We start from the raw sequence: 17,588 nt of genomic DNA, 5'->3' as shown, positions 1-17,588 counted from the left end.
CGTTCAAGATGGGTCTCCAGGCCGTCGCCACATGTCACTTGGTGATTGCATAACGTAGTGCCTAGGGCTGACATCGCGTCCTAAGTTTGAGAAAACGAAGGGGGCGTACGCGAAGTTCCCGCGCGCCCCTTGCCAACTCGCCGGACACGCCCCTCAGTCGAGCTCGTACAACTCGCGGTACGAAGGGAACGTCCCGCCAGGCCCCTCGACCCCTTCCGCCGCACGCACGGCCGAGACGATCGCCCTGGTCACCACGTCCGCGCCTGCTGCCAGTATCGCGTTGAGAGCGAGCAAATCCCCCTCGGGCAGAGGCTGGACGCCCGTCGACAACGCGAAAACAGTATCCCCGTCGTTGAGCAGATGCACAGGACGGACGGCGCGCGCGATGCCGTCGTGCGCCGTCCCCGCGAGCTTCTGCGCCTGGGCACGGGAGAGCTCGGCGTCGGTGGCGACCACGGCCAGGGTGGTGTTGAGCGGAGCGGGGCCGTTCCGCTCGCTCAATTCGACCAGTCGTCGTTGCGCCGCCTGATGTACCTCAGGTGTCGGGTACTCCGTACGGCCGCTGAAGTAACGTCCGTACAGCACGCCGGTCAGCGGATCGATCACGGAGCCCGCCGCGTTGGCCACGATCAGTGCGGCGACGGTGATTCCGGACTCCAGGACCGTACTCGCCGTCCCCACACCGCCCTTGACCGCCCCGACGAGGGCGCCGACCCCCGCGCCCACGCATCCCTCCGCGACCGGTGCCCCACCCGTCGACGCTGCCGCCGCCTCCACCGCCGCACGCCCCGTCGCCGCGTCGGGCCGGACCCGCCAGTCGCCGCCGCGCCCCAGGTCGAAGATGCCCGCCGCCGGGACGACGGGCACCACCTGACCCGGGTCGGCGCCGACCCGTATGCCCCGCCCCTGCTCCTCCAGCCACGCCATCACACCGGACGCCGAGTCGAGCCCGTACGCGCTGCCGCCCGTCAGCACGACGGCCTCCGTGCGCTGGACGATGTTGCGCGGGTCGAGCGCGTCGGTCTCCTTCGTGGCCGGACCGCCGCCCCGTATGTCCACGGCGGTGACCACCCCGCCCTCCGGGGCGAGCACGACGGTGGTGCCGGTGAGCGCGCGATCTCCGGCCACCTGGGCGTGCCCTACCCGGAGGCCCGCCACGTCGGTCAGTGCGTTATTCGATGCCATGAGCCCCATGCGTACCACGCGCTACGGGCAGTGAAGCGCTGTACGCCGGAGAAACGGCGGGGGAGGGCGGGGCGGAGCGGGCGTCGGCGGTGTCGGAGGTGGGCCGCGCGCGCGTCGGCCGATCCCGGCCCCGGGCGTCGTCCACCGCCCGTCCGCGTACGCACCGACGGCCCGGGCGCCCCCGTACTCTGGAGGCATGAGCACCACCCCGACCCCGGAGCCGGCCCCCGCGGAACAGCCCTCAGAGCCGCGTCGGCCGACCGGGCCGCCGCGTCCGCACGCCGCGCTGATCTTCGACGATCCGCTGGACCAGCAGTCCTCGGACGACACCGACGACGGCTGGGGGGACCGCCCCGCGGGCAGCGGCGGCGGCTCCGCCGATCTCGCCCGCTTCCTCGACGAGAAGCCGCCCCACCACATCTGAGGCGACCGCCCCGGGCCGGGCGCTCCACGGTGCGCCGCCAGGACGCGCGAGCCCGGCACGATCCCGACGCGAGGCCCTAAGGCGTGCTCCGGCCCGGGCTGTTGCCGCCGGTGCCGCGCTGCGCGACCAGAGCGTCCCTGATCTCCTTGAGCACCTCCAGCTCGCTGACCTCGATGACCTCCTGGACCTCTTCCTTGGCGGCCTGCTGCCTGGCGCGCCGGGCGAGGTACTTGGCCATCGGCAGCACCATCAGGAAGTACACGACGGCCGCCGTGATCAGGAAGGTGAGAACCGCGCTCAGCACCGTTCCCCACATGATCGGGATGCCTCGGACGACCTCGCCCGCGTCGTTCACCTTGCACGGCGCCTTCAGGCACGAGCTGTACTTGTTCAGATCCTGTGTGCCGAACGCGCCGACCACCGGGTTGATGACGCCCTTGACGACCGAGGTCACCACGTTGGTGAACGCCGCCCCGATGACCACCGCCACCGCGAGGTCGATCACGTTGCCGCGCATCAGGAAGGCCTTGAAGCCCTCCAGGACGCTTTCCTTCTCCTTGCTCACGAGTGAGCCTTTCTTCACATGTGCTGTAGGGGTGACAATCTGTTCCGCAACCTACGGCAGCGCGTGCCCGCGCTGTCCACTCCGCACACGCGATCAGGCGACGCCACAGCTCGCCAGTGCGAGTCCGTACCGCACGGCCCAGCTCCACCCCCGTCCGGAGCAGAGGTCCTAGAACCGGCCTCACCCGCGTCGCGCCGCTCCGCACCCGACTCCACACCGCGCGGATCAGCACAGCGTCACCGCCAGCCGCGACGTGGAGCTCGCTCCGGCCAGCGCCGTGGCGGTGGCGCGCGGCACGGACAGAACGATCAGGGCCCCGCCCTCCGGCGAGATCTCCGGGGCCTTCGGGACGTCCGCGACCCGGGCGCCCACCGCCACCACACGCGCCTCGGGCCCGCTCTCCCCGATCCCCGCGGATCCCGGCGGAGGCACCGCGGACGCGATCACATCGACACGGTCCCCCCGGCGCAGCAGCCGGACCGTCGCCGCGTCGGCGATACGCACGGGCGCGGACACCATTTTCACCGGCCGCGGAGCCCGCTGTCCTCGGGAAGGCGGCGGTGACGTGCTGAGGGCGCCCGGGGCGGTCCCCACTCGGGCCTCGGCGCCCGCGGTGCCGCCGGCCGCGCCACCGGCTCCGGCGGCGGCCAGCGCGGCCGCCGTCACGGCCAGACCGGCCGCCGCCGCCCGCCGTCGTTTCCTCAGGACCCTGCGCAGCCGCTGCCGCGATCCGCCCACGCACAGCGGGGGGAACGGCGGCACGTCGCGCGGCTCCGGCGTGGCACCGGACGGAAGAAACGGGGGACGCGGGGCGACGAGGGGCGGGTGTGCGTAGGGGGGAAGCGCGGGAGCGCGGGAGGGATCATGCGTGAAGGAACCGGACACGGCGAACACCGCCTGACGTGAGAAGTTTCTGCGATCGCTCCTCACGATGCACCGGCCGCCGAGATCCCGCTGAGGCCTGTGGATCAATTCCCGATTGTGGATAACTCCCTCACCCGCAAGGGTGGTTCAGGGTGCTACCCGTCGAATTGCCCCGCTTCCGTGCGTAGCCTGAGCGAGAGCGCGGCAATTCAAGATCGTGCGACGATTCAAGATCAACGGATCAGTTCAAGATCAAGGTGCATCGGGGTCAGGGCAGTTGAATCCCGGTGTCGATTCCGTCCAGCGCGTGCGCGCACGGACAGTCGCGTGCGTCGTCCGACGGCAGTCCGGCCACGGCATCGAAAAGCACGGTGCGCAGCCGGTCGACGTTGGCGGCGAAGACCTTGAGGACCTCCTCGTGGGAGACCCCCTCGCCGGCCTCGGCCCCCGCGTCCAGATCCGTCACGAGCGTCATGGAGGTGTAGCAGAGACCCAGTTCACGGGCGAGTACGGCCTCGGGATGACCGGTCATCCCGACGACCGACCAGCCCATCGCCGCATGCCAGCGTGACTCCGCCCGCGTGGAGAAGCGCGGGCCCTCGATCACGACGAGCGTTCCGCCGTCCACCGGCTCCCAGTCGCGCCCACGCGCTGCCGCCAGAGTTGTCCTGCGCCCTTCGGGACAGTACGGATCGGCGAGTGAGATATGGACGACTTTGGAGGCACTGCCGTCCGGCAGCGGCAGCCCGTCGTAGTACGTCTGGGTGCGGGCCTTCGTGCGGTCCACCAGCTGATCGGGTACGAGCAGTGTCCCCGGGCCGAACTCCGGCCGCAGTCCGCCCACCGCGCACGGTCCCAGAACCTGCCTCACGCCCACGGAGCGCAGGGCCCACAGATTGGCGCGGTAGTTGATGCGGTGCGGGGGAAGGCCGTGCGAGCGCCCGTGCCGGGGCAGGAACGCGACCTTCCGGCCGGCGATCTCACCGAGGAAGAGAGAGTCACTGGGCGGTCCGTACGGGGTCTCCACCTGTACCTCCGTCACGTCCTCCAGGAAGGAGTAGAAGCCGGAGCCACCGATCACGCCGATCTCTGCATTCACCATCCGGTCACAGTAGCGGGACCCCCGCACCCGTATCCGGTACGGGCCTGCCGCGCCCACCGGTGCGGAGTCACGCAAAGGACCCCGGCCGTGGGGAACGGCGGGGTCCTGGCGGTGAAAGGAGAAGAATCAGGCGGCCGAGGAGCCGCTGGAGCTGCTCGACGAGCCGGATGACCCGCTCGTCGAGGAGGAGCCGGAGCTCGAAGAGGACGAGGCGGATGCCGAGGCCTTGGAGTCCGAGGACGGCTTCGCACCCGAGGAGCCGGAGCCGGAAGACCCGGAACCGGAGGACCCCGAGGAACTCGCCGCCGCGGGCGCGCTGCTCGACGACGAGCCACGGCTGTCGTTGCGGTAGAACCCGGAGCCCTTGAAGACGATGCCGACCGCGGAGAAGACCTTCTTCAGGCGTCCTTCGCAATTCGGGCACACCGTGAGGGCATCATCGGTGAACTTCTGCACCGCCTCGAGGCCCTCGCCACACTGGGTGCACTGGTACTGGTAGGTCGGCACTTGCTCCTCCTGGCACTCTCATTCAATGAGTGCTAACGACGCTCCATAGTGACCTATTCCGAGCGATCAGTCCACTGCCACCGGCACGCGGTGACTCATGCCACGCGCGGCGACCCGTCCCGAAGCCTTCGGGGCGAGCCGTGAACGCAGTGCCACCAGGGTGGCCAGCGCCAGCGCCGTGCCCGCGAGCGGGACCACGAATCCGGCGCGCGAGCCATAGGCATCGGCGAGCTGCCCGGCGGCCGTGACCGCCGCCGCCTGCCCGAGCGCGACCGCGCCGGTCAGCCACGTGAACGCCTCGGTGCGCGCCGAGGCGGGCACCAGCGACTCGACCAGCGTGTAGCTCGTGATCAGGGCGGGAGCGATACAGAGGCCGACCAGCAGCCCGAGGCCGGCGAGGAGCGTTACCGAGTGCACGGTCCAGAGCGCGGAGGCGGCCACGGTCAGCACCGCGTACCCCACCACCAGCCTCCGGCGCGGCCCGATCTTCCAGGCCACGGCGCCGCAGACGATCCCGGCGAGCATGTTGCCCGCCGCGAAGATCCCGTACAGGAGGCCGTTCACACCGGGATCGCCGATCTCCTCCGCGAACGCGGTGAGGGAGACCTGCATTCCGCCGAAGACCGAACCGATCCCGAGGAGGGCCACAGCCAGTACACGCACGCCGGACACGGAAAGAGCCGATACCCGAGGGGAGCCTGAGCCGGCCGCCCTGTCATGGCGGTCCGACCGGGGCTCCGTGGCGCGCTGGGCGGCGAAGAGCAGGCCGCCGACCAGCGTGAGCGTGGCCTCGGCGATCAGCCCGGCCGCCGGATGGATGCCCGCGCAGAGCGCGGTCGCGAGCACGGGGCCGATGACAAAGGTGAACTCGTCCGTCACGGACTCGAAAGCGGCGGCGGTCGGCAGCAAGGACGACGAGCCACGCTCGCCCGAGCCCGAGCCCGAGCCCGAATCCGCACCCGCGTCCGAATCGGCACCCGCACCCGCGTCCGCGTCCGAAACCGACCCGGGGTCTGCCCCGGGGGGCGTTTCGGCCGGGCCGAGCAGCGCGGCCCAGCGCGAGCGCACCATCGGGCCGATCTGTGGGACGGAGGCGCCCGTCGGCAGAGCCGCGGCGAACAGCGCCCAGAGCGGAGCGCCGGTCAGGGTGAGCGCCACCAGCGCCGCCACGGACGCCGCGTGGATCATCACGCCCGGCACCAGCACGGCGCGCTGCCCGTACCGGTCCGCGAGCTTGCCGCCCTGCGGGGCGAACAGCGCCATGGACACACCGGTCACCGCGGCGACGGCGCCGGCCACGCCGTAGGAGCCGGTGGTGTGCTGGACGAGAAGGACGATGCCGATCGTCAGCATCGCGAAGGGCTGCCGTGCGGCGAAGCCCGGGAGCAGGAACGTCCAGGCGCCCGGGGTGCGCAGTAGCTGCCCGTACCCGGGGCGGGGTGTCGCGCCCTCCGCCTCGACAGCGCCCGTGCCGGTACCGGCACCGGTGTCGACCGTGTTGCGGGACACGGCCCTTGCCTTTCTGCCGCCTGGTAGCGCGCCCCTGTACGGCCTCCGTCGGTCACGGGGCCGGGCGCAGCCGAGAGCTGTCCTCTTGCGCGGAACTGCGGTAGATACCAGGGCCCACTGAGGGGACAGCCACGGCCGCCATACGGTCGCGCCAGCACTGCGTCAGGCAGAGTTGGTCGATCAGTAGTGCAGATGATGTCGAAGGATTATCGAGAGACGCAGACGACGGACGGGGCCGATCATCTGCGCCTTTATCGTACAGGCAGGTGTCTCCTGAGCACCTGGGCAAGCCCGTTCGTAGAGGGCGGGCGAGGGGGCGGGGCGACGGCGGTCACGGGGTCTTGCCGCCCGCGCCGGCCCCCGTACCGACCCCGTTGCCCGTGCCCAGCCAGCCGGCCAGCTTTCCGCCCTGTCCGACGGCCCGCAGGCGCCGTTCCGCCGCGTCGCGCACCGGGTCCGTGGCCACCACGAGCAGTTCGTCGCCGCGGCGCAGCACGGTCGCGGGAAGCGGTACGAAGCTCTTCCCGTCCCGTACGACCAGCGTGACCGCGGACCCCGGCGGCAGCCGTAGCTCCGCGACCTCCACGCCGTGCATCTTCGACCCCTCGGGGATCGCCACGGAGAGGAGGTGACCGCGCAGCCGTTCCAGCGGCGCCGACTCGATCCCCAGGTCGGACGCCTCCGAGGAGTCCCTGAGCCGCAGCGCCTTCGCCAGCCAGGGCAGCGTCGGCCCCTGCACCAGCGTGTACACGACGACCAGGATGAAGACGATGTTGAAGATCCGCAGGCTGCCCTCCACCTGCGTGACCATCGGAATGGTCGCCAGGATGATGGGCACCGCGCCGCGCAGCCCCGCCCAGGACATCAGGGCCTGCTCCTGCCAGGGGATCCGGAAGGGCAGCAGACTGATCAGGACGGAAAGCGGCCGGGCCACCACGGTCAGGACCAGGCCGACGACCACGGCGGGCAGGAAGTCGTCGCCCAGTTCGTGCGGGGTCACCAGCAGGCCGAGCAGGACGAACATGCCGATCTGCGCGATCCAGCCCAGTCCCTCGGCGAAGCCGCGGTTCGCCGGGGCGTGCGGCAGTTTCGAGTTCCCGAGGATCATGGAGGCGATGTACACGGCGAGGAAGCCGCTGCCGTGCGCCGTGGCGCCGACCGCGTACGCCGACACCGCGATGGCCATCACGGCGATCGGGTAGAGCCCGGAGGCCGGCAGGGCCACGTGCTTCAGCCCGTACGCGCCCGCCCAGCCGACCGCCAGTCCGATGACGGCGCCGATCGCCAGTTCCAGGGCGATCTCGCCGACGAGGATGTACCAGTGCTCGACCGGGCCCGCCGCCGAGAGCGCGACCACCATGATCACCACGGGGGCGTCGTTGAAGCCGGACTCGGCTTCCAGCGCTCCCGTCACCCGGGACGGGAGCGGGACCCTGCGCAGCACGGAGAAGACCGCCGCGGCGTCCGTCGAGGAGACGACGGCCCCGACGATCAGCGCCTGCCGCCAGTCCAGGCCGATCAGATAGTGGGCGGCGGACGCCGTGACGCCGACGCTCACCGCGACCCCCACCGTCGACAGGGCGGCGGCGATGGGCAGGGCCGGTTTCACTTCCTTCCACTTGGTGCCCAGGCCGCCCTCCGCCAGGATCACCACCAGCGCGGCATAGCCGATGACCTGGGTCAGTTCGACGTTGTCGAACTTCACGTGGAAGAGGCCGTCCTGCCCTATGACGACACCGATCCCCAGGTACAGCAGCAGGCTGGGGAGGCCGCTCCGCGACGAGATCCGGACGGCGGCGACCGCGATCAGCAGCACGAGCGAGCTGATGAGCAGCAGTTCATTGAGATGGTGAACAGACAGCGGCCGATCCTTCCCCTCGCGCACGCCGGATCGTTCCTCCGGGAGCCGGTACTTCGTTACCTTACCTAATCTTTAACGTTTTCTTGACGCTTTCGATCGCCAGTACGAGCGTTGATGTGATTTCCATCGCGGTTGACGGGTGCGTCGGGCGTACGAGGCGGTACGACAAGGGCGAAGGGTGGTGAATTAGCAGGGGAATCCATGTGTCAGTCTCTGTGTGATCATTCTGTGATCGTCGGATCAGTCGCACTACATGACACCGAGTCGGGGGCGTGGAACCCCTGCGCCTATGGTTGCTCCAGCATTCCAGGACCACCCTGCCCCTCGAAGGACAGCGATGCCCGCCAACACAGCCCCCCCTTCCGTCAAAAAGAAGGGGCGACGCGCCCGTCTGATCGTGATCGTCCTGGTGCTGGCGCTTGTCGCGGGTGTCGGCTATGGCGCGTTCTGGGGCGTCAGTACGGTCCGTGCCTCCTTCCCCCAGACCACGGGGAAGGTCACGCTCAAGGGCCTGTCAGGACCCGTGGACGTCCGGCGCGACAGTTACGGCGTCCCGCAGATCTACGCGAACAGCGACGCCGACCTGTTCCGCGCGCAGGGGTACGTCCAGGCGCAGGACCGCTTCTGGGAGATGGACGTACGGCGGCACATGACCGCCGGCCGGCTCTCCGAGATGTTCGGGAAGGGGCAGGTCAAGACCGACACCTTCCTGCGCACCCTGGACTGGCGCGGAGTCGCCCAACGCGAGTACGACACCGTGCTGTCGGCGGAGACCAAGAAGTACCTCCAGGCGTACGCGGACGGCGTCAACGAGTACCTCAAGGGCCGTGACGGCAAGGACATCTCGGTCGAGTACGCGGCCCTGAGCTTCACCAACGACTACACGCCCGAGAAGTGGACCCCGGTCGACTCGGTGGCGTGGCTCAAGGCGATGGCCTGGGACCTGCGCGGCAACATGAAGGACGAGATAGACCGCTCGCTGCTGACCAGCCGGCTGAGCGAGCAGGAGATCAAGGACCTGTACCCGGCGTACCCGTACGACCGGAACAAGCCCGTCGTCAGTGAGGGCGGGATCGACCCGGTCACGGGCGCGTACGACCCCGGAGCCCAGCCCACCGGCGACAGCGCGGGCACCGACGGCGGCACGGGCACGGGCACAGGGACCGGCACCGGCACCGGCACCGGCGGCAGCGTAGGCACGGACGGCAGCACAGGCACCGGTACGGGTACGGGTACCGGCACAGGCACCGGAATCAGCACCGACGGCGGCACCGACGAGGCCGGCGCCGCCACCCAGGGCTTCGAGGCGCAGCTCGGCGCCCTCTCCGGCACCCTGGACGAGATCCCCTCCCTGCTCGGCCCGAACGGCAGCGGCATCGGCTCCAACTCCTGGGTCGTCTCCGGCAAGTACACGACGACGGGCAAGCCCCTCCTCGCCAACGACCCGCACCTCGCGCCGCAGCTCCCCTCGCTCTGGTACCAGATGGGGCTGCACTGCCGCAGCGTCTCGGCGACCTGTAAGTACGACGTCGCCGGCTACACCTTCGCCGGTCTTCCCGGAGTGATAATCGGGCACAACAAGGAGATCGCCTGGGGCTTCACCAACCTGGGCGCCGACGTGACCGACCTCTACCTGGAGAAGGTCAGCGGCGACACGTACCAGTACGGCTCGGAGAAGAAGAAGTTCAAGATCCGCGAGGAGACCATCAAGGTCGCCGGCGGCGCCAGCAGGGAGATCACGGTCCGCTCGACCGACCACGGTCCCGTGGTCTCCGACCGCAACAGCGAGCTGGAGAAGGTCGGGGAGAAGGCGCCGGTGGGCGATGTCGCCCCGGACCGGGGCACCGGCTACGCGGTCTCCCTGGAGTGGACCGCGCTCCAGCCCGGCAAGTCCATGGACGCCGTTTTTGAGCTCAACAGGGCCAAGGACTTCGCCGGCTTCCGCAAGGCCGCCGAGCACTTCGAGGTCCCCTCGCAGAACCTCATCTACGCCGACGAGAAGGGCAACATCGGTTACCAGGCGCCCGGCCGGATCCCGGTCCGGGCCGAGGGCGACGGCAGGATGCCGGCGCCGGGCTGGGACCCGAAGTACAAGTGGAAGGGGTACATCCCCTTCGACGAGCTGCCGTACGAGTACAACCCCGAGCGCGGCTACATCGTCACCGCCAACCAGGCTGTCGTGAACGCGGAGAAGTACCCGTACCTGCTGACCGAGGACTGGGGCTACGGCGCCCGCAGCCAGCGGATCAACGACCTCATAGAGTCGAAGACCAAGGACGGCGGGAAGATCTCGACCGACGACATGCAGACCATGCAGATGGACAACACCAGCGAGATCGCCAAGGTGCTGATGCCGTATCTGCTGAAGATCGATGTCCCGGACCCGGCCATCCGCGAGGCGCAGAAGCTCCTCGAAGGCTGGGACTACACCCAGGAGCCCGACTCGGGTGCCGCCGCCTACTTCAACGCCGTCTGGCGCAACGTCCTCAAGCTGGCCTTCGGGAACAAGCTTCCCAAGGAGGTACGCGTCAAGGGTGAGTGCCTCAATGTGCGTTCCGCAGACTCGACCGGTCCGGTGGACGGCCAGGACCAGCTCGTACGGGAGTGCGGCCAGCGCGACCCCGAAGAGGCGCAGCCGGACGGCGGTGACCGCTGGTACGAGGTGGTGCGCGGCATCATCAAGGACGAGGACAACTCCTGGTGGAGCTCTCCGAAGAGCCGCAAGGACGCCGCCACGACGACCCGTGACGGGCTCCTGAAGCGCGCCATGACCGACGCGCGCTGGGAGTTGACGGCCAAGCTCGGCAAGGATGTCTCCAGCTGGAGCTGGGGCCGTCTGCACCAGCTCCAGCTGGAGAACCAGACCCTCGGCACCGAAGGACCCGGTTTCCTCAAGGAGATGCTCAACCGCGGCCCGTGGAACCTCGGCGGCGGCGAGGCGGCGGTCAACGCGACCGGCTGGAACGCGGCGGGCGGTTACGAGGTCGTCTGGGTGCCGTCCATGCGGATGGTCGTCAACGTGGGGGAGTGGGACAAGTCCCGCTGGATCAACCTGACGGGCGCCTCGGGGCACGCGTACGGCGCGCACTACACCGACCAGACGGACAAGTGGGCCAAGGGCGAGCTGCTCGACTGGGCCTACACCCCCAACGCGGTGCAGAGCGCCACGAAGGACACGCTGACGCTCGAACCGTAGGGCTCGGGCTCCGCGGGCTCGCGGGTTCTTCCCGCGCTCGGCCCGCCCGGGTTCACCCGGTCACCCGTTCACCTGGTCGTCGGGCCGTCGGATGATCGGAAGTGTCTGACGCCCTCCGGTGTCACCACGGCCTGTACGGGGTGGTCGTGCGGTTCCTCCGGGACCCGCGCGACCACCTCGTTCGCGTACAGCAGCACCACGAGGGACGGCGCGGCCCCCGCACGTGCCAGCCGGCTCAGCACCCGGTCGTACGAGCCGCCGCCCCGGCCCAGCCGCATCCCGCGCCCGTCCACCGCGAGACCGGGCAGCAGGACCGCCTCCGCCTCCAGGACGGCCTCCGGGCCCAGCCGGGGCCCGTCGGGCTCCAGCAGCCCCCGTCCGGCCCTCACGAGCCGTTCAGCGCCCTCGTAGCGGGCCCAGTCGAGATCGTTGTCGGCCATCAGCACCGGCAGCAGGACCCGGACGCCCCGTGCCCGCAGCGCATCGAGCAGCGCGCGCGTGCCCGGCTCGCGTCCGACCGACACGTAGGCCGCGACGGTACGGGCGCGAGCGAGGTCCGGCAGATCCAGTGCCCTCCGGGAGAGAACCTCCGCGGCCTTCCGTACGTCTTCACCGGACAGCAGCCCGCGCGCGGCGAGGAGTTCACCTCGCAGAGCACTCTTTCCCGGCGCGGCGGGAGCGTCGTCGCTCATGGGGCGTCACAAACCTCTCGTATCTCTCCTATGGGCTTACATGAGGCGAAAGTTAACCGAAACATCATCTTCCGCCCATAATCACCGGATAGGCTCCGCGCCATGACTCATTCGCCCTCCAGGATCACCAAGGCTGTCATCCCCGCCGCCGGCCTCGGCACCCGGTTCCTTCCCGCCACCAAGGCCACGCCCAAGGAGATGCTGCCGGTCGTCGACAAGCCGGCGATCCAGTACGTGGTCGAGGAGGCGGTGGCCGCGGGGCTTTCCGACGTCCTCATGGTCACCGGCCGCAACAAGCGCCCTCTTGAGGACCACTTCGACCGGAACTATGAACTGGAGCAGGCGCTGACCCGCAAGGGCGACGCCGGGCGCCTCGCGAAGGTCCAGGAGTCCAGCGACCTCGCCACCATGCACTACGTACGCCAGGGCGACCCCAGGGGCCTCGGGCACGCCGTCCTGTGCGCCGCCCCGCACGTCGGGGACCAGCCCTTCGCGGTCCTGCTCGGCGACGACCTGATCGACCCGCGCGACCCGCTGCTCGCGCGCATGGTCGAGGTCCAGGAGCGCGAGGGAGGCAGTGTCGTGGCCCTCATGGAGGTCGATCCGGCGCAGATCCATCTGTACGGCTGCGCCGCCGTGGAGCCCACGGGCGACACCGACGTGGTCAAGGTGCACGACCTGGTCGAGAAGCCCGACGCCGCCGACGCCCCCAGCAACTACGCCATCATCGGCCGCTACGTGCTGGACCCCGCCGTCTTCGGCATACTGCGCACGACCGAGCCGGGCCGCGGAGGGGAGATCCAGCTCACCGACGCCCTCCAGCAGCTCTCCGCGGACGAGAAGATCGGCGGACCGGTCCACGGCGTCGTCTTCCAGGGGCGGCGCTACGACACCGGTGACCGGGGCGACTATCTTCGTGCCATTGTCAGACTCGCGTGCGAACGTGAAGACCTGGGCCCGGACTTCCGGACCTGGCTCCGCAGTTACGTCAGCGAGGAGATGTAGCACTTGAGCAGCTCGGCAGAACCGGCACCCGCGCCTGCCCCGGACCCGGCCGCCGCCCCGGCCTCCGGGCAGGACCGCCTCTGGTCGGTGGAGGACCATCTCGCGGACATCCTCGCCGCGGTCCGTCCCCTCGACCCCATCGAGCTGCAACTGCTCGATGCCCAGGGCTGCGTCCTCGTGGAGGACGTCACGGTTCCGGTCGCGCTGCCGCCCTTCGACAACAGTTCCATGGACGGGTACGCGGTCCGTACGGCCGACGTGGCGGGGGCGACAGAGGAATTCCCCGCCGTGCTGACCGTCGTCGGGGACGTGGCCGCGGGCAGCGGCGCGCTCCCCGAGGTCGGCCCCGGGCAGGCCGCAAGGATCATGACCGGAGCCCCGTTGCCGCCCGGCGCCGAGGCCGTCGTCCCGGTCGAGTGGACCGACGGCGGTACGGGCGCCGGCGCGGCCACCTCCATGCGGCCCGCCGGGGAGGGAGGGGTCGGCGCGAGCGGTGAGGTACGGGTCCACCGCTCGGCCGAGGCCCGCGCCCATGTCCGCGCCCGCGGCAGCGACGTGGGCGCCGGCGACCTCGCCCTGAAGGCCGGTACGGTCCTCGGCCCGCCGCAGATCGGCCTGTTGGCCGCCATCGGCCGGGGCAGGGTCCGGGTCCGCCCGCGCCCGCGCGTGGTCGTCCTCTCCACCGGGAGCGAGCTGGTCCAGCCGGGCGAGTCGCTCGGCGAGGGTCAGATCCACGATTCCAACAGCTTCGCCCTCACGGCCGCCGCCAGGGACGCGGGCGCCCTCGCCTACCGGGTCGGCGCCGTCACCGACGACGCGGACACCCTGCGCGCCACGATCGAGGACCAGCTCATCCGCGCCGACATGGTCGTCACGACGGGCGGCGTCAGCGTCGGGGCGTACGACGTCGTCAAGGAGGCGCTCTCCTCCGTGGGGGACGAGGACGAGGCGGGCAGCGGTATCGACTTCCGCAGAGTCGCGATGCAGCCCGGCAAGCCGCAGGGCTTCGGCTCGATCGGCCCGGAGCACACCCCGCTGCTCGCGTTCCCCGGCAACCCGGTGTCGTGCTACGTCTCCTTCGAGCTGTTCGCCCGTCCCGCGATCCGCGCCCTCATGGGCCTGGAGGACCTGCACCGTCCGACGGTCGGGGCGACGCTCAAGGCGGAGGGGACGCTCTCGTCCCCGGCGGGCCGCCGCCAGTTCCTGCGGGGTACGTACGACGCCGAGGCGGGCGCCGTCGTCCCGGTCGGCGGCGCGGGCTCCCATCTCGTGGCGGCCCTGGCCCACGCGGACGCGCTGATCGTCATCCCCGAGGAGACGGTCACCGTCGAGCCGGGCACGGAGGTCGAGGTGGTTCTGATCGGCTGACGCCCCGCTGTGGCGGTACCGTATCTGCCCACACAGGCCCTGTCGGGCCCGGACCGGGAGCGCCACAGCGAATGACCGTGTTTTCCCGGGGGGCGACCCCCGGACACCCTCAGCAGGCCGAACAGAGCGGCACGAGCGGTCAGGACGGCCTGACCGATGCGGGACAGGAACACCTGACCCACATCGACGAGTCGGGCGCCGCCCGGATGGTCGACGTCTCCGCCAAGGAGATCACGGCGCGCACCGCACGCGCCAGCGGCCGGGTGCTGGTCTCGCCGCGCGTCGTCGAACTGCTCAGGAGCGGGGGAGTGCCGAAGGGGGACGCCCTGGCCACGGCCCGTATCGCGGGCATCATGGGCGCCAAGCGGACCCCGGACCTCATCCCGCTCTGCCACCCGCTGGCCGTCTCGGGCGTCACGCTCGACCTCTCGGTCGCGGACGACGCGGTCGAGATCCTGGCCACGGTGAAGACCACGGACCGCACGGGCGTCGAGATGGAGGCCCTGACCGCCGTCTCGGTGGCCGCGCTGACGGTGGTCGACATGGTGAAGGCCGTCGACAAGGGCGCGGTCATCACGGACGTACGGGTCGAGGAGAAGACCGGCGGCCGGTCCGGCACCTGGAGCCGCCCGGAAGCGGCCGGTGACGCGGCGGCCGGAGGCACGGCATGAGCACCACACCATCCGGGCCGCCCGCACCGCGCGGCGTCGCCTCCCCGGCGCCGTACCGGGCTCTGGTCGTCACGGCGTCCAACCGGGCGGCCGCGGGCGTCTACGCCGACAAGGGCGGCCCGCTCCTCGCCGACGGCCTCGGCGCGCTCGGCTTCGCCGTCGACGGCCCCCGGGTCGTCCCCGACGGCGACCCGGTCGAACAGGCCCTGCGCGACGGCGTGGCCGCCACGTACGACGTGATCCTCACCACCGGCGGTACGGGCATCTCGCCCACCGACCGCACCCCCGACGCCACGCGCCGCGTGCTCGACTACGAGATCCCCGGCATCCCCGAGGCGATCCGCGCCGAGGGCGCCACGAAGGTCCCCACCGCGGCGCTCTCCCGCGGCCTGGCGGGCGTCGCGGGGCGGACCCTGATCGTGAACCTGCCCGGCTCGACCGGCGGCGTACGCGACGGACTCGCCGTGCTCGACCGGCTGCTGGTCCACGCCGTGGACCAGCTCCGCGGCGGCGATCACCCCCGCGTCTCCGGATGAACCCGGCCTGGCCCGCGATGCTGGTGGACGGTGAGGTGACCCTCCGCCCCATAAGACTGCGCGACCAGCGCGCCTGGCGTGAGGTGAACCGGCGCAACCGCGACTGGCTGCGCCCCTGGGAGGCGACGATTCCGCCGCCTCCCCCCGGCGGCCCGGCCGCCCAGCGCCCCACGTACCGCCAGATGGTCCGCCATCTCCGCGCCGAGGCCGGCGCGGGCCGGATGCTGCCGTTCGTCATCGAGTACCAGGGGCGGCTGGTCGGTCAGCTCACGGTCGCCGGGATCACCTGGGGCTCGATGTGTTCCGGTCATGTCGGCTACTGGGTGGACCGCGAGGTGGCGGGCCGCGGCGTGATGCCGACGGCTGTCGCGCTCGCGGTGGACCACTGCTTCCGGATGGTCGGGCTGCACCGCGTCGAGATCTGCATCCGCCCGGAGAACGGGCCCAGCCGCCGCGTCGTCGAGAAGCTCGGCTTCCGCGAGGAGGGGCTGCGGCCGCGCTATCTCCACATCGACGGGGCCTGGCGGGACCATCTCGTCTATGTGCTCACGTCGGAGGAGGTCCCCGAGGGGCTGGTCCACCGGTGGCACCGGGCCCGCCCCGGAACGACAAGAAAATGAAACACTTATTCGATATCGCGTTCCATACGAACATAAACCGATACGAACAATCATAAAAAAAGTCCGTGGTATCAGCCGGATCGTGCGACACACCGGCTCAATTGGCCGATGCCCTCGTGCGAACCCCTCTACGGTGTGAACCGTGAGCAGCAGCGGCCTCATCTACGCAGTCATCGTCGGGGCCTGGGCCGCCTATTTGGTGCCGATGTGGCTCCGCAGGCAGGACGAGCTCAACGAGGCGCGTCCGACGGAACGCTTCAGCACCGCCATCCGGCTGCTGTCCGGAAGGGCGGCCATGGAGCGCCGTTACGCCAAGGAGCTTCAGGGGCGGGCCGCCGAAGGGGCGGGGACCGACGCGGAACCGGAGAGCCGTACGGAGTCGATGAGCTCCGTCGACGTCCGGTCCTTCGCCGCGCCCCCGGACCACACCGAACTCCGGATGAGCGTCCGCGCGGAGATCCCCGCGCCGGCCAGGCCGGTACAGCCCAGGTCCGCGGCGCCCGTTCCCGCACCCCACCCCACGCCCCACCCCGAGCTCCGTCCGGCCCCCGAGCACCCCGCGGCCAAGCGGCGCGCGCGCCCCGCGGGCACTCCGGCCGAACGGGCCCGGCGCGCGCAGCGCCTCCAGGTCCTCGCCCGCCGCCGGCGCACCACCATGATCCTCTTCCTCTCCTTCACCATCGGTGCGATCGTCGCGGCCGTCGGCGGCCTGGGCTTCCTCTGGGCGCCCGCGGTCCCGGCCGTACTCCTCAGCACGTACATCGTTCACCTGCGCGGCCAGGAGCGGCGCCGCTTCGCGTTCACCATGGACCGGCGCCGCGCCGAGGCCGCCGCCCAGCGGCTCCGCGAGAACCGCGCCCCCCGCCGGCAGCCGGCCGCGCCCGCGGCCCGCGAGCCCGAACAGGAGCCGGAACCCTGCCCCGAGCCCGAACCGGCCGTCACGGTCTCCCCCCAGGAGGCCGGCCGTCGCGCTCTGGTCGAGCAGACCGACCACGCGGAGTGGGTGGACCAGCAGCGCGAACGCGGTCCCGCTCGCGGCGAGAGCTGGGAGCCGGTCCCGGTCCCGCTGCCCACGTACGTCACGGCCCCGGTCGCCCCGCGCGCCACCGGCGGCGTGGAGGTCGGCGACCCGGAGACCTGGAGCGCGGCCCGCTCCTCCACCGCCGAACCGGCCACGGACACGGCCCCCACCCCACGCACCCCACCCCCGCGCCGCACCCGCGACCACGGCAGGACCCCGCTCTTCGACCAGTACGACGAAGACGCGACCCGCCCCCGCGCGGCCAACGAGTAACCACCCGCCGCCACCCCACGGCCGACCGGCGGCCCGCCCACCGTGACCAGCGGCTGACGGATTTCCGGGCACGGGCGACAGGGTGCTAGAGTTTCACTCGTTGCAAGGGCCTGTGGCGCAGACTGGTAGCGCACCTCGTTCGCATCGAGGGGGTCAGGGGTTCAAATCCCCTCAGGTCCACAGCAGCTA

Annotated in this window: 16 protein-coding genes and 1 tRNA gene; 9 read left to right on the top strand and 8 right to left on the bottom strand. The window is 70.9% G+C overall.

Going from position 1 to position 17,588, the window contains the following annotated elements; all coding sequences use genetic code 11:
* Nucleotides 1-153: 153 nt before the first annotated feature.
* Nucleotides 154-1,185 (bottom strand): P1 family peptidase, encoded by a 1,032-nt coding sequence (locus ACFXKG_RS00690; RefSeq protein WP_384830090.1) that lies wholly within the window; start codon nt 1,183-1,185, stop codon nt 154-156.
* A gap of 196 nt (nt 1,186-1,381) precedes the next feature.
* Here ACFXKG_RS00690 and ACFXKG_RS00685 point away from each other — a divergent pair, with 196 nt between their 5' ends.
* On the top strand, nt 1,382-1,609 hold the full coding sequence (locus ACFXKG_RS00685; protein WP_384830088.1) for a hypothetical protein: 228 nt from the start codon (nt 1,382-1,384) through the stop codon (nt 1,607-1,609).
* Nucleotides 1,610-1,685: 76 nt separating this feature from the next.
* Here ACFXKG_RS00685 and ACFXKG_RS00680 read toward each other — a convergent pair whose 3' ends face one another.
* The 6 genes from ACFXKG_RS00680 to ACFXKG_RS00655 form a co-directional block, all read right to left on the bottom strand.
* Entirely contained in the window at nt 1,686-2,126 is a 441-nt protein-coding gene (locus ACFXKG_RS00680; protein ID WP_384831692.1) for an MscL family protein, read from the bottom strand.
* Nucleotides 2,127-2,399: 273 nt separating this feature from the next.
* Entirely contained in the window at nt 2,400-2,936 is a 537-nt protein-coding gene (locus ACFXKG_RS00675; RefSeq protein WP_384830085.1) for a hypothetical protein, read from the bottom strand.
* Nucleotides 2,937-3,306: 370 nt separating this feature from the next.
* Entirely contained in the window at nt 3,307-4,140 is an 834-nt protein-coding gene (locus ACFXKG_RS00670) for an S-methyl-5'-thioadenosine phosphorylase (protein WP_384830082.1), read from the bottom strand.
* A 126-nt stretch (nt 4,141-4,266) separates the two neighbouring features.
* Nucleotides 4,267-4,647 carry an FmdB family zinc ribbon protein gene (locus tag ACFXKG_RS00665; RefSeq protein ID WP_384830079.1) on the bottom strand — a complete coding sequence of 127 codons (381 nt, stop codon included), beginning with the start codon at nt 4,645-4,647 and terminating at the stop codon, nt 4,267-4,269.
* Between the two features lie 66 nt (nt 4,648-4,713).
* Nucleotides 4,714-6,156: an MFS transporter gene (locus ACFXKG_RS00660; RefSeq protein WP_384830076.1), complete on the bottom strand. Its 1,443-nt coding sequence runs from the start codon at nt 6,154-6,156 to the stop codon at nt 4,714-4,716.
* A 331-nt stretch (nt 6,157-6,487) separates the two neighbouring features.
* Nucleotides 6,488-8,041, bottom strand: a complete 1,554-nt coding sequence (locus ACFXKG_RS00655) for a potassium/proton antiporter (RefSeq protein ID WP_384830073.1) — start codon at nt 8,039-8,041, stop codon at nt 6,488-6,490.
* Nucleotides 8,042-8,354: 313 nt separating this feature from the next.
* Between ACFXKG_RS00655 and ACFXKG_RS00650 the strand changes: the two genes are divergently transcribed.
* A complete protein-coding gene (locus ACFXKG_RS00650) occupies nt 8,355-11,213 on the top strand; it encodes a penicillin acylase family protein (protein ID WP_384830071.1) in 2,859 nt (952 codons plus the stop codon).
* A gap of 68 nt (nt 11,214-11,281) precedes the next feature.
* Here the strand turns inward: ACFXKG_RS00650 and ACFXKG_RS00645 are convergent, their stop codons facing one another.
* Nucleotides 11,282-11,905, bottom strand: a complete 624-nt coding sequence (locus tag ACFXKG_RS00645) for a 5-formyltetrahydrofolate cyclo-ligase (RefSeq protein ID WP_384830068.1) — start codon at nt 11,903-11,905, stop codon at nt 11,282-11,284.
* Nucleotides 11,906-12,007: 102 nt separating this feature from the next.
* On the opposite strand from ACFXKG_RS00645, the gene galU reads away from it, so the two are divergent.
* From galU to ACFXKG_RS00610, 7 genes are all read left to right on the top strand, one after another.
* Nucleotides 12,008-12,910 (top strand): UTP--glucose-1-phosphate uridylyltransferase GalU, encoded by a 903-nt coding sequence (gene galU, locus ACFXKG_RS00640; protein ID WP_384830065.1) that lies wholly within the window; start codon nt 12,008-12,010, stop codon nt 12,908-12,910.
* Between the two features lie 3 nt (nt 12,911-12,913).
* Nucleotides 12,914-14,278, top strand: coding sequence for a gephyrin-like molybdotransferase Glp (gene glp, locus ACFXKG_RS00635; RefSeq protein ID WP_384830062.1), 1,365 nt, complete (start codon nt 12,914-12,916; stop codon nt 14,276-14,278).
* 71 nt (nt 14,279-14,349) lie between these two features.
* Complete coding sequence (gene moaC, locus ACFXKG_RS00630; RefSeq protein WP_384830059.1) at nt 14,350-14,949, top strand: cyclic pyranopterin monophosphate synthase MoaC; 600 nt, start codon at nt 14,350-14,352, stop codon at nt 14,947-14,949.
* Nucleotides 14,946-15,485 (top strand): molybdenum cofactor biosynthesis protein B, encoded by a 540-nt coding sequence (locus ACFXKG_RS00625; protein ID WP_384830056.1) that lies wholly within the window; start codon nt 14,946-14,948, stop codon nt 15,483-15,485. Before moaC ends, ACFXKG_RS00625 begins: the two co-directional genes overlap by 4 nt.
* Nucleotides 15,482-16,105 (top strand): GNAT family N-acetyltransferase, encoded by a 624-nt coding sequence (locus ACFXKG_RS00620; RefSeq protein WP_384830053.1) that lies wholly within the window; start codon nt 15,482-15,484, stop codon nt 16,103-16,105. The genes ACFXKG_RS00625 and ACFXKG_RS00620 overlap by 4 nt, the downstream gene beginning before the upstream one ends.
* Nucleotides 16,106-16,247: 142 nt before the next feature.
* Complete coding sequence (gene glpR / locus ACFXKG_RS00615; RefSeq protein ID WP_384830051.1) at nt 16,248-17,399, top strand: gephyrin-like molybdotransferase receptor GlpR; 1,152 nt, start codon at nt 16,248-16,250, stop codon at nt 17,397-17,399.
* A 106-nt stretch (nt 17,400-17,505) separates the two neighbouring features.
* Nucleotides 17,506-17,579, top strand: a tRNA-Ala gene (locus ACFXKG_RS00610).
* The last annotated feature ends 9 nt before the right edge of the window (nt 17,580-17,588 follow it).

The sequence above is a fragment of the Streptomyces sp. NPDC059255 genome (genome assembly GCF_042752355.1).
GTDB lineage: Bacteria > Actinomycetota > Actinomycetes > Streptomycetales > Streptomycetaceae > Streptomyces.
Note: the sequence above shows the minus strand (reverse complement) of the source record. Positions and strands in the feature narration are given on the sequence as shown.

Bases quoted from the DNA above. Each gene is read 5' to 3' on its own strand.
- ACFXKG_RS00690 (WP_384830090.1), bottom strand. From the start codon at position 1,185: ATGGCATCGAATAACGCACTGACCGACGTGGCGGGCCTCCGGGTAGGG.
- ACFXKG_RS00685 (WP_384830088.1), top strand. From the start codon at position 1,382: ATGAGCACCACCCCGACCCCGGAGCCGGCCCCCGCGGAACAGCCCTCA.
- ACFXKG_RS00680 (WP_384831692.1), bottom strand. From the start codon at position 2,126: ATGCGCGGCAACGTGATCGACCTCGCGGTGGCGGTGGTCATCGGGGCG.
- ACFXKG_RS00670 (WP_384830082.1), bottom strand. From the start codon at position 4,140: ATGGTGAATGCAGAGATCGGCGTGATCGGTGGCTCCGGCTTCTACTCC.
- ACFXKG_RS00650 (WP_384830071.1), top strand. From the start codon at position 8,355: ATGCCCGCCAACACAGCCCCCCCTTCCGTCAAAAAGAAGGGGCGACGC.
- ACFXKG_RS00645 (WP_384830068.1), bottom strand. From the start codon at position 11,905: ATGAGCGACGACGCTCCCGCCGCGCCGGGAAAGAGTGCTCTGCGAGGT.
- galU (WP_384830065.1), top strand. From the start codon at position 12,008: ATGACTCATTCGCCCTCCAGGATCACCAAGGCTGTCATCCCCGCCGCC.
- moaC (WP_384830059.1), top strand. From the start codon at position 14,350: ATGACCGTGTTTTCCCGGGGGGCGACCCCCGGACACCCTCAGCAGGCC.
- ACFXKG_RS00625 (WP_384830056.1), top strand. From the start codon at position 14,946: ATGAGCACCACACCATCCGGGCCGCCCGCACCGCGCGGCGTCGCCTCC.
- ACFXKG_RS00620 (WP_384830053.1), top strand. From the start codon at position 15,482: ATGAACCCGGCCTGGCCCGCGATGCTGGTGGACGGTGAGGTGACCCTC.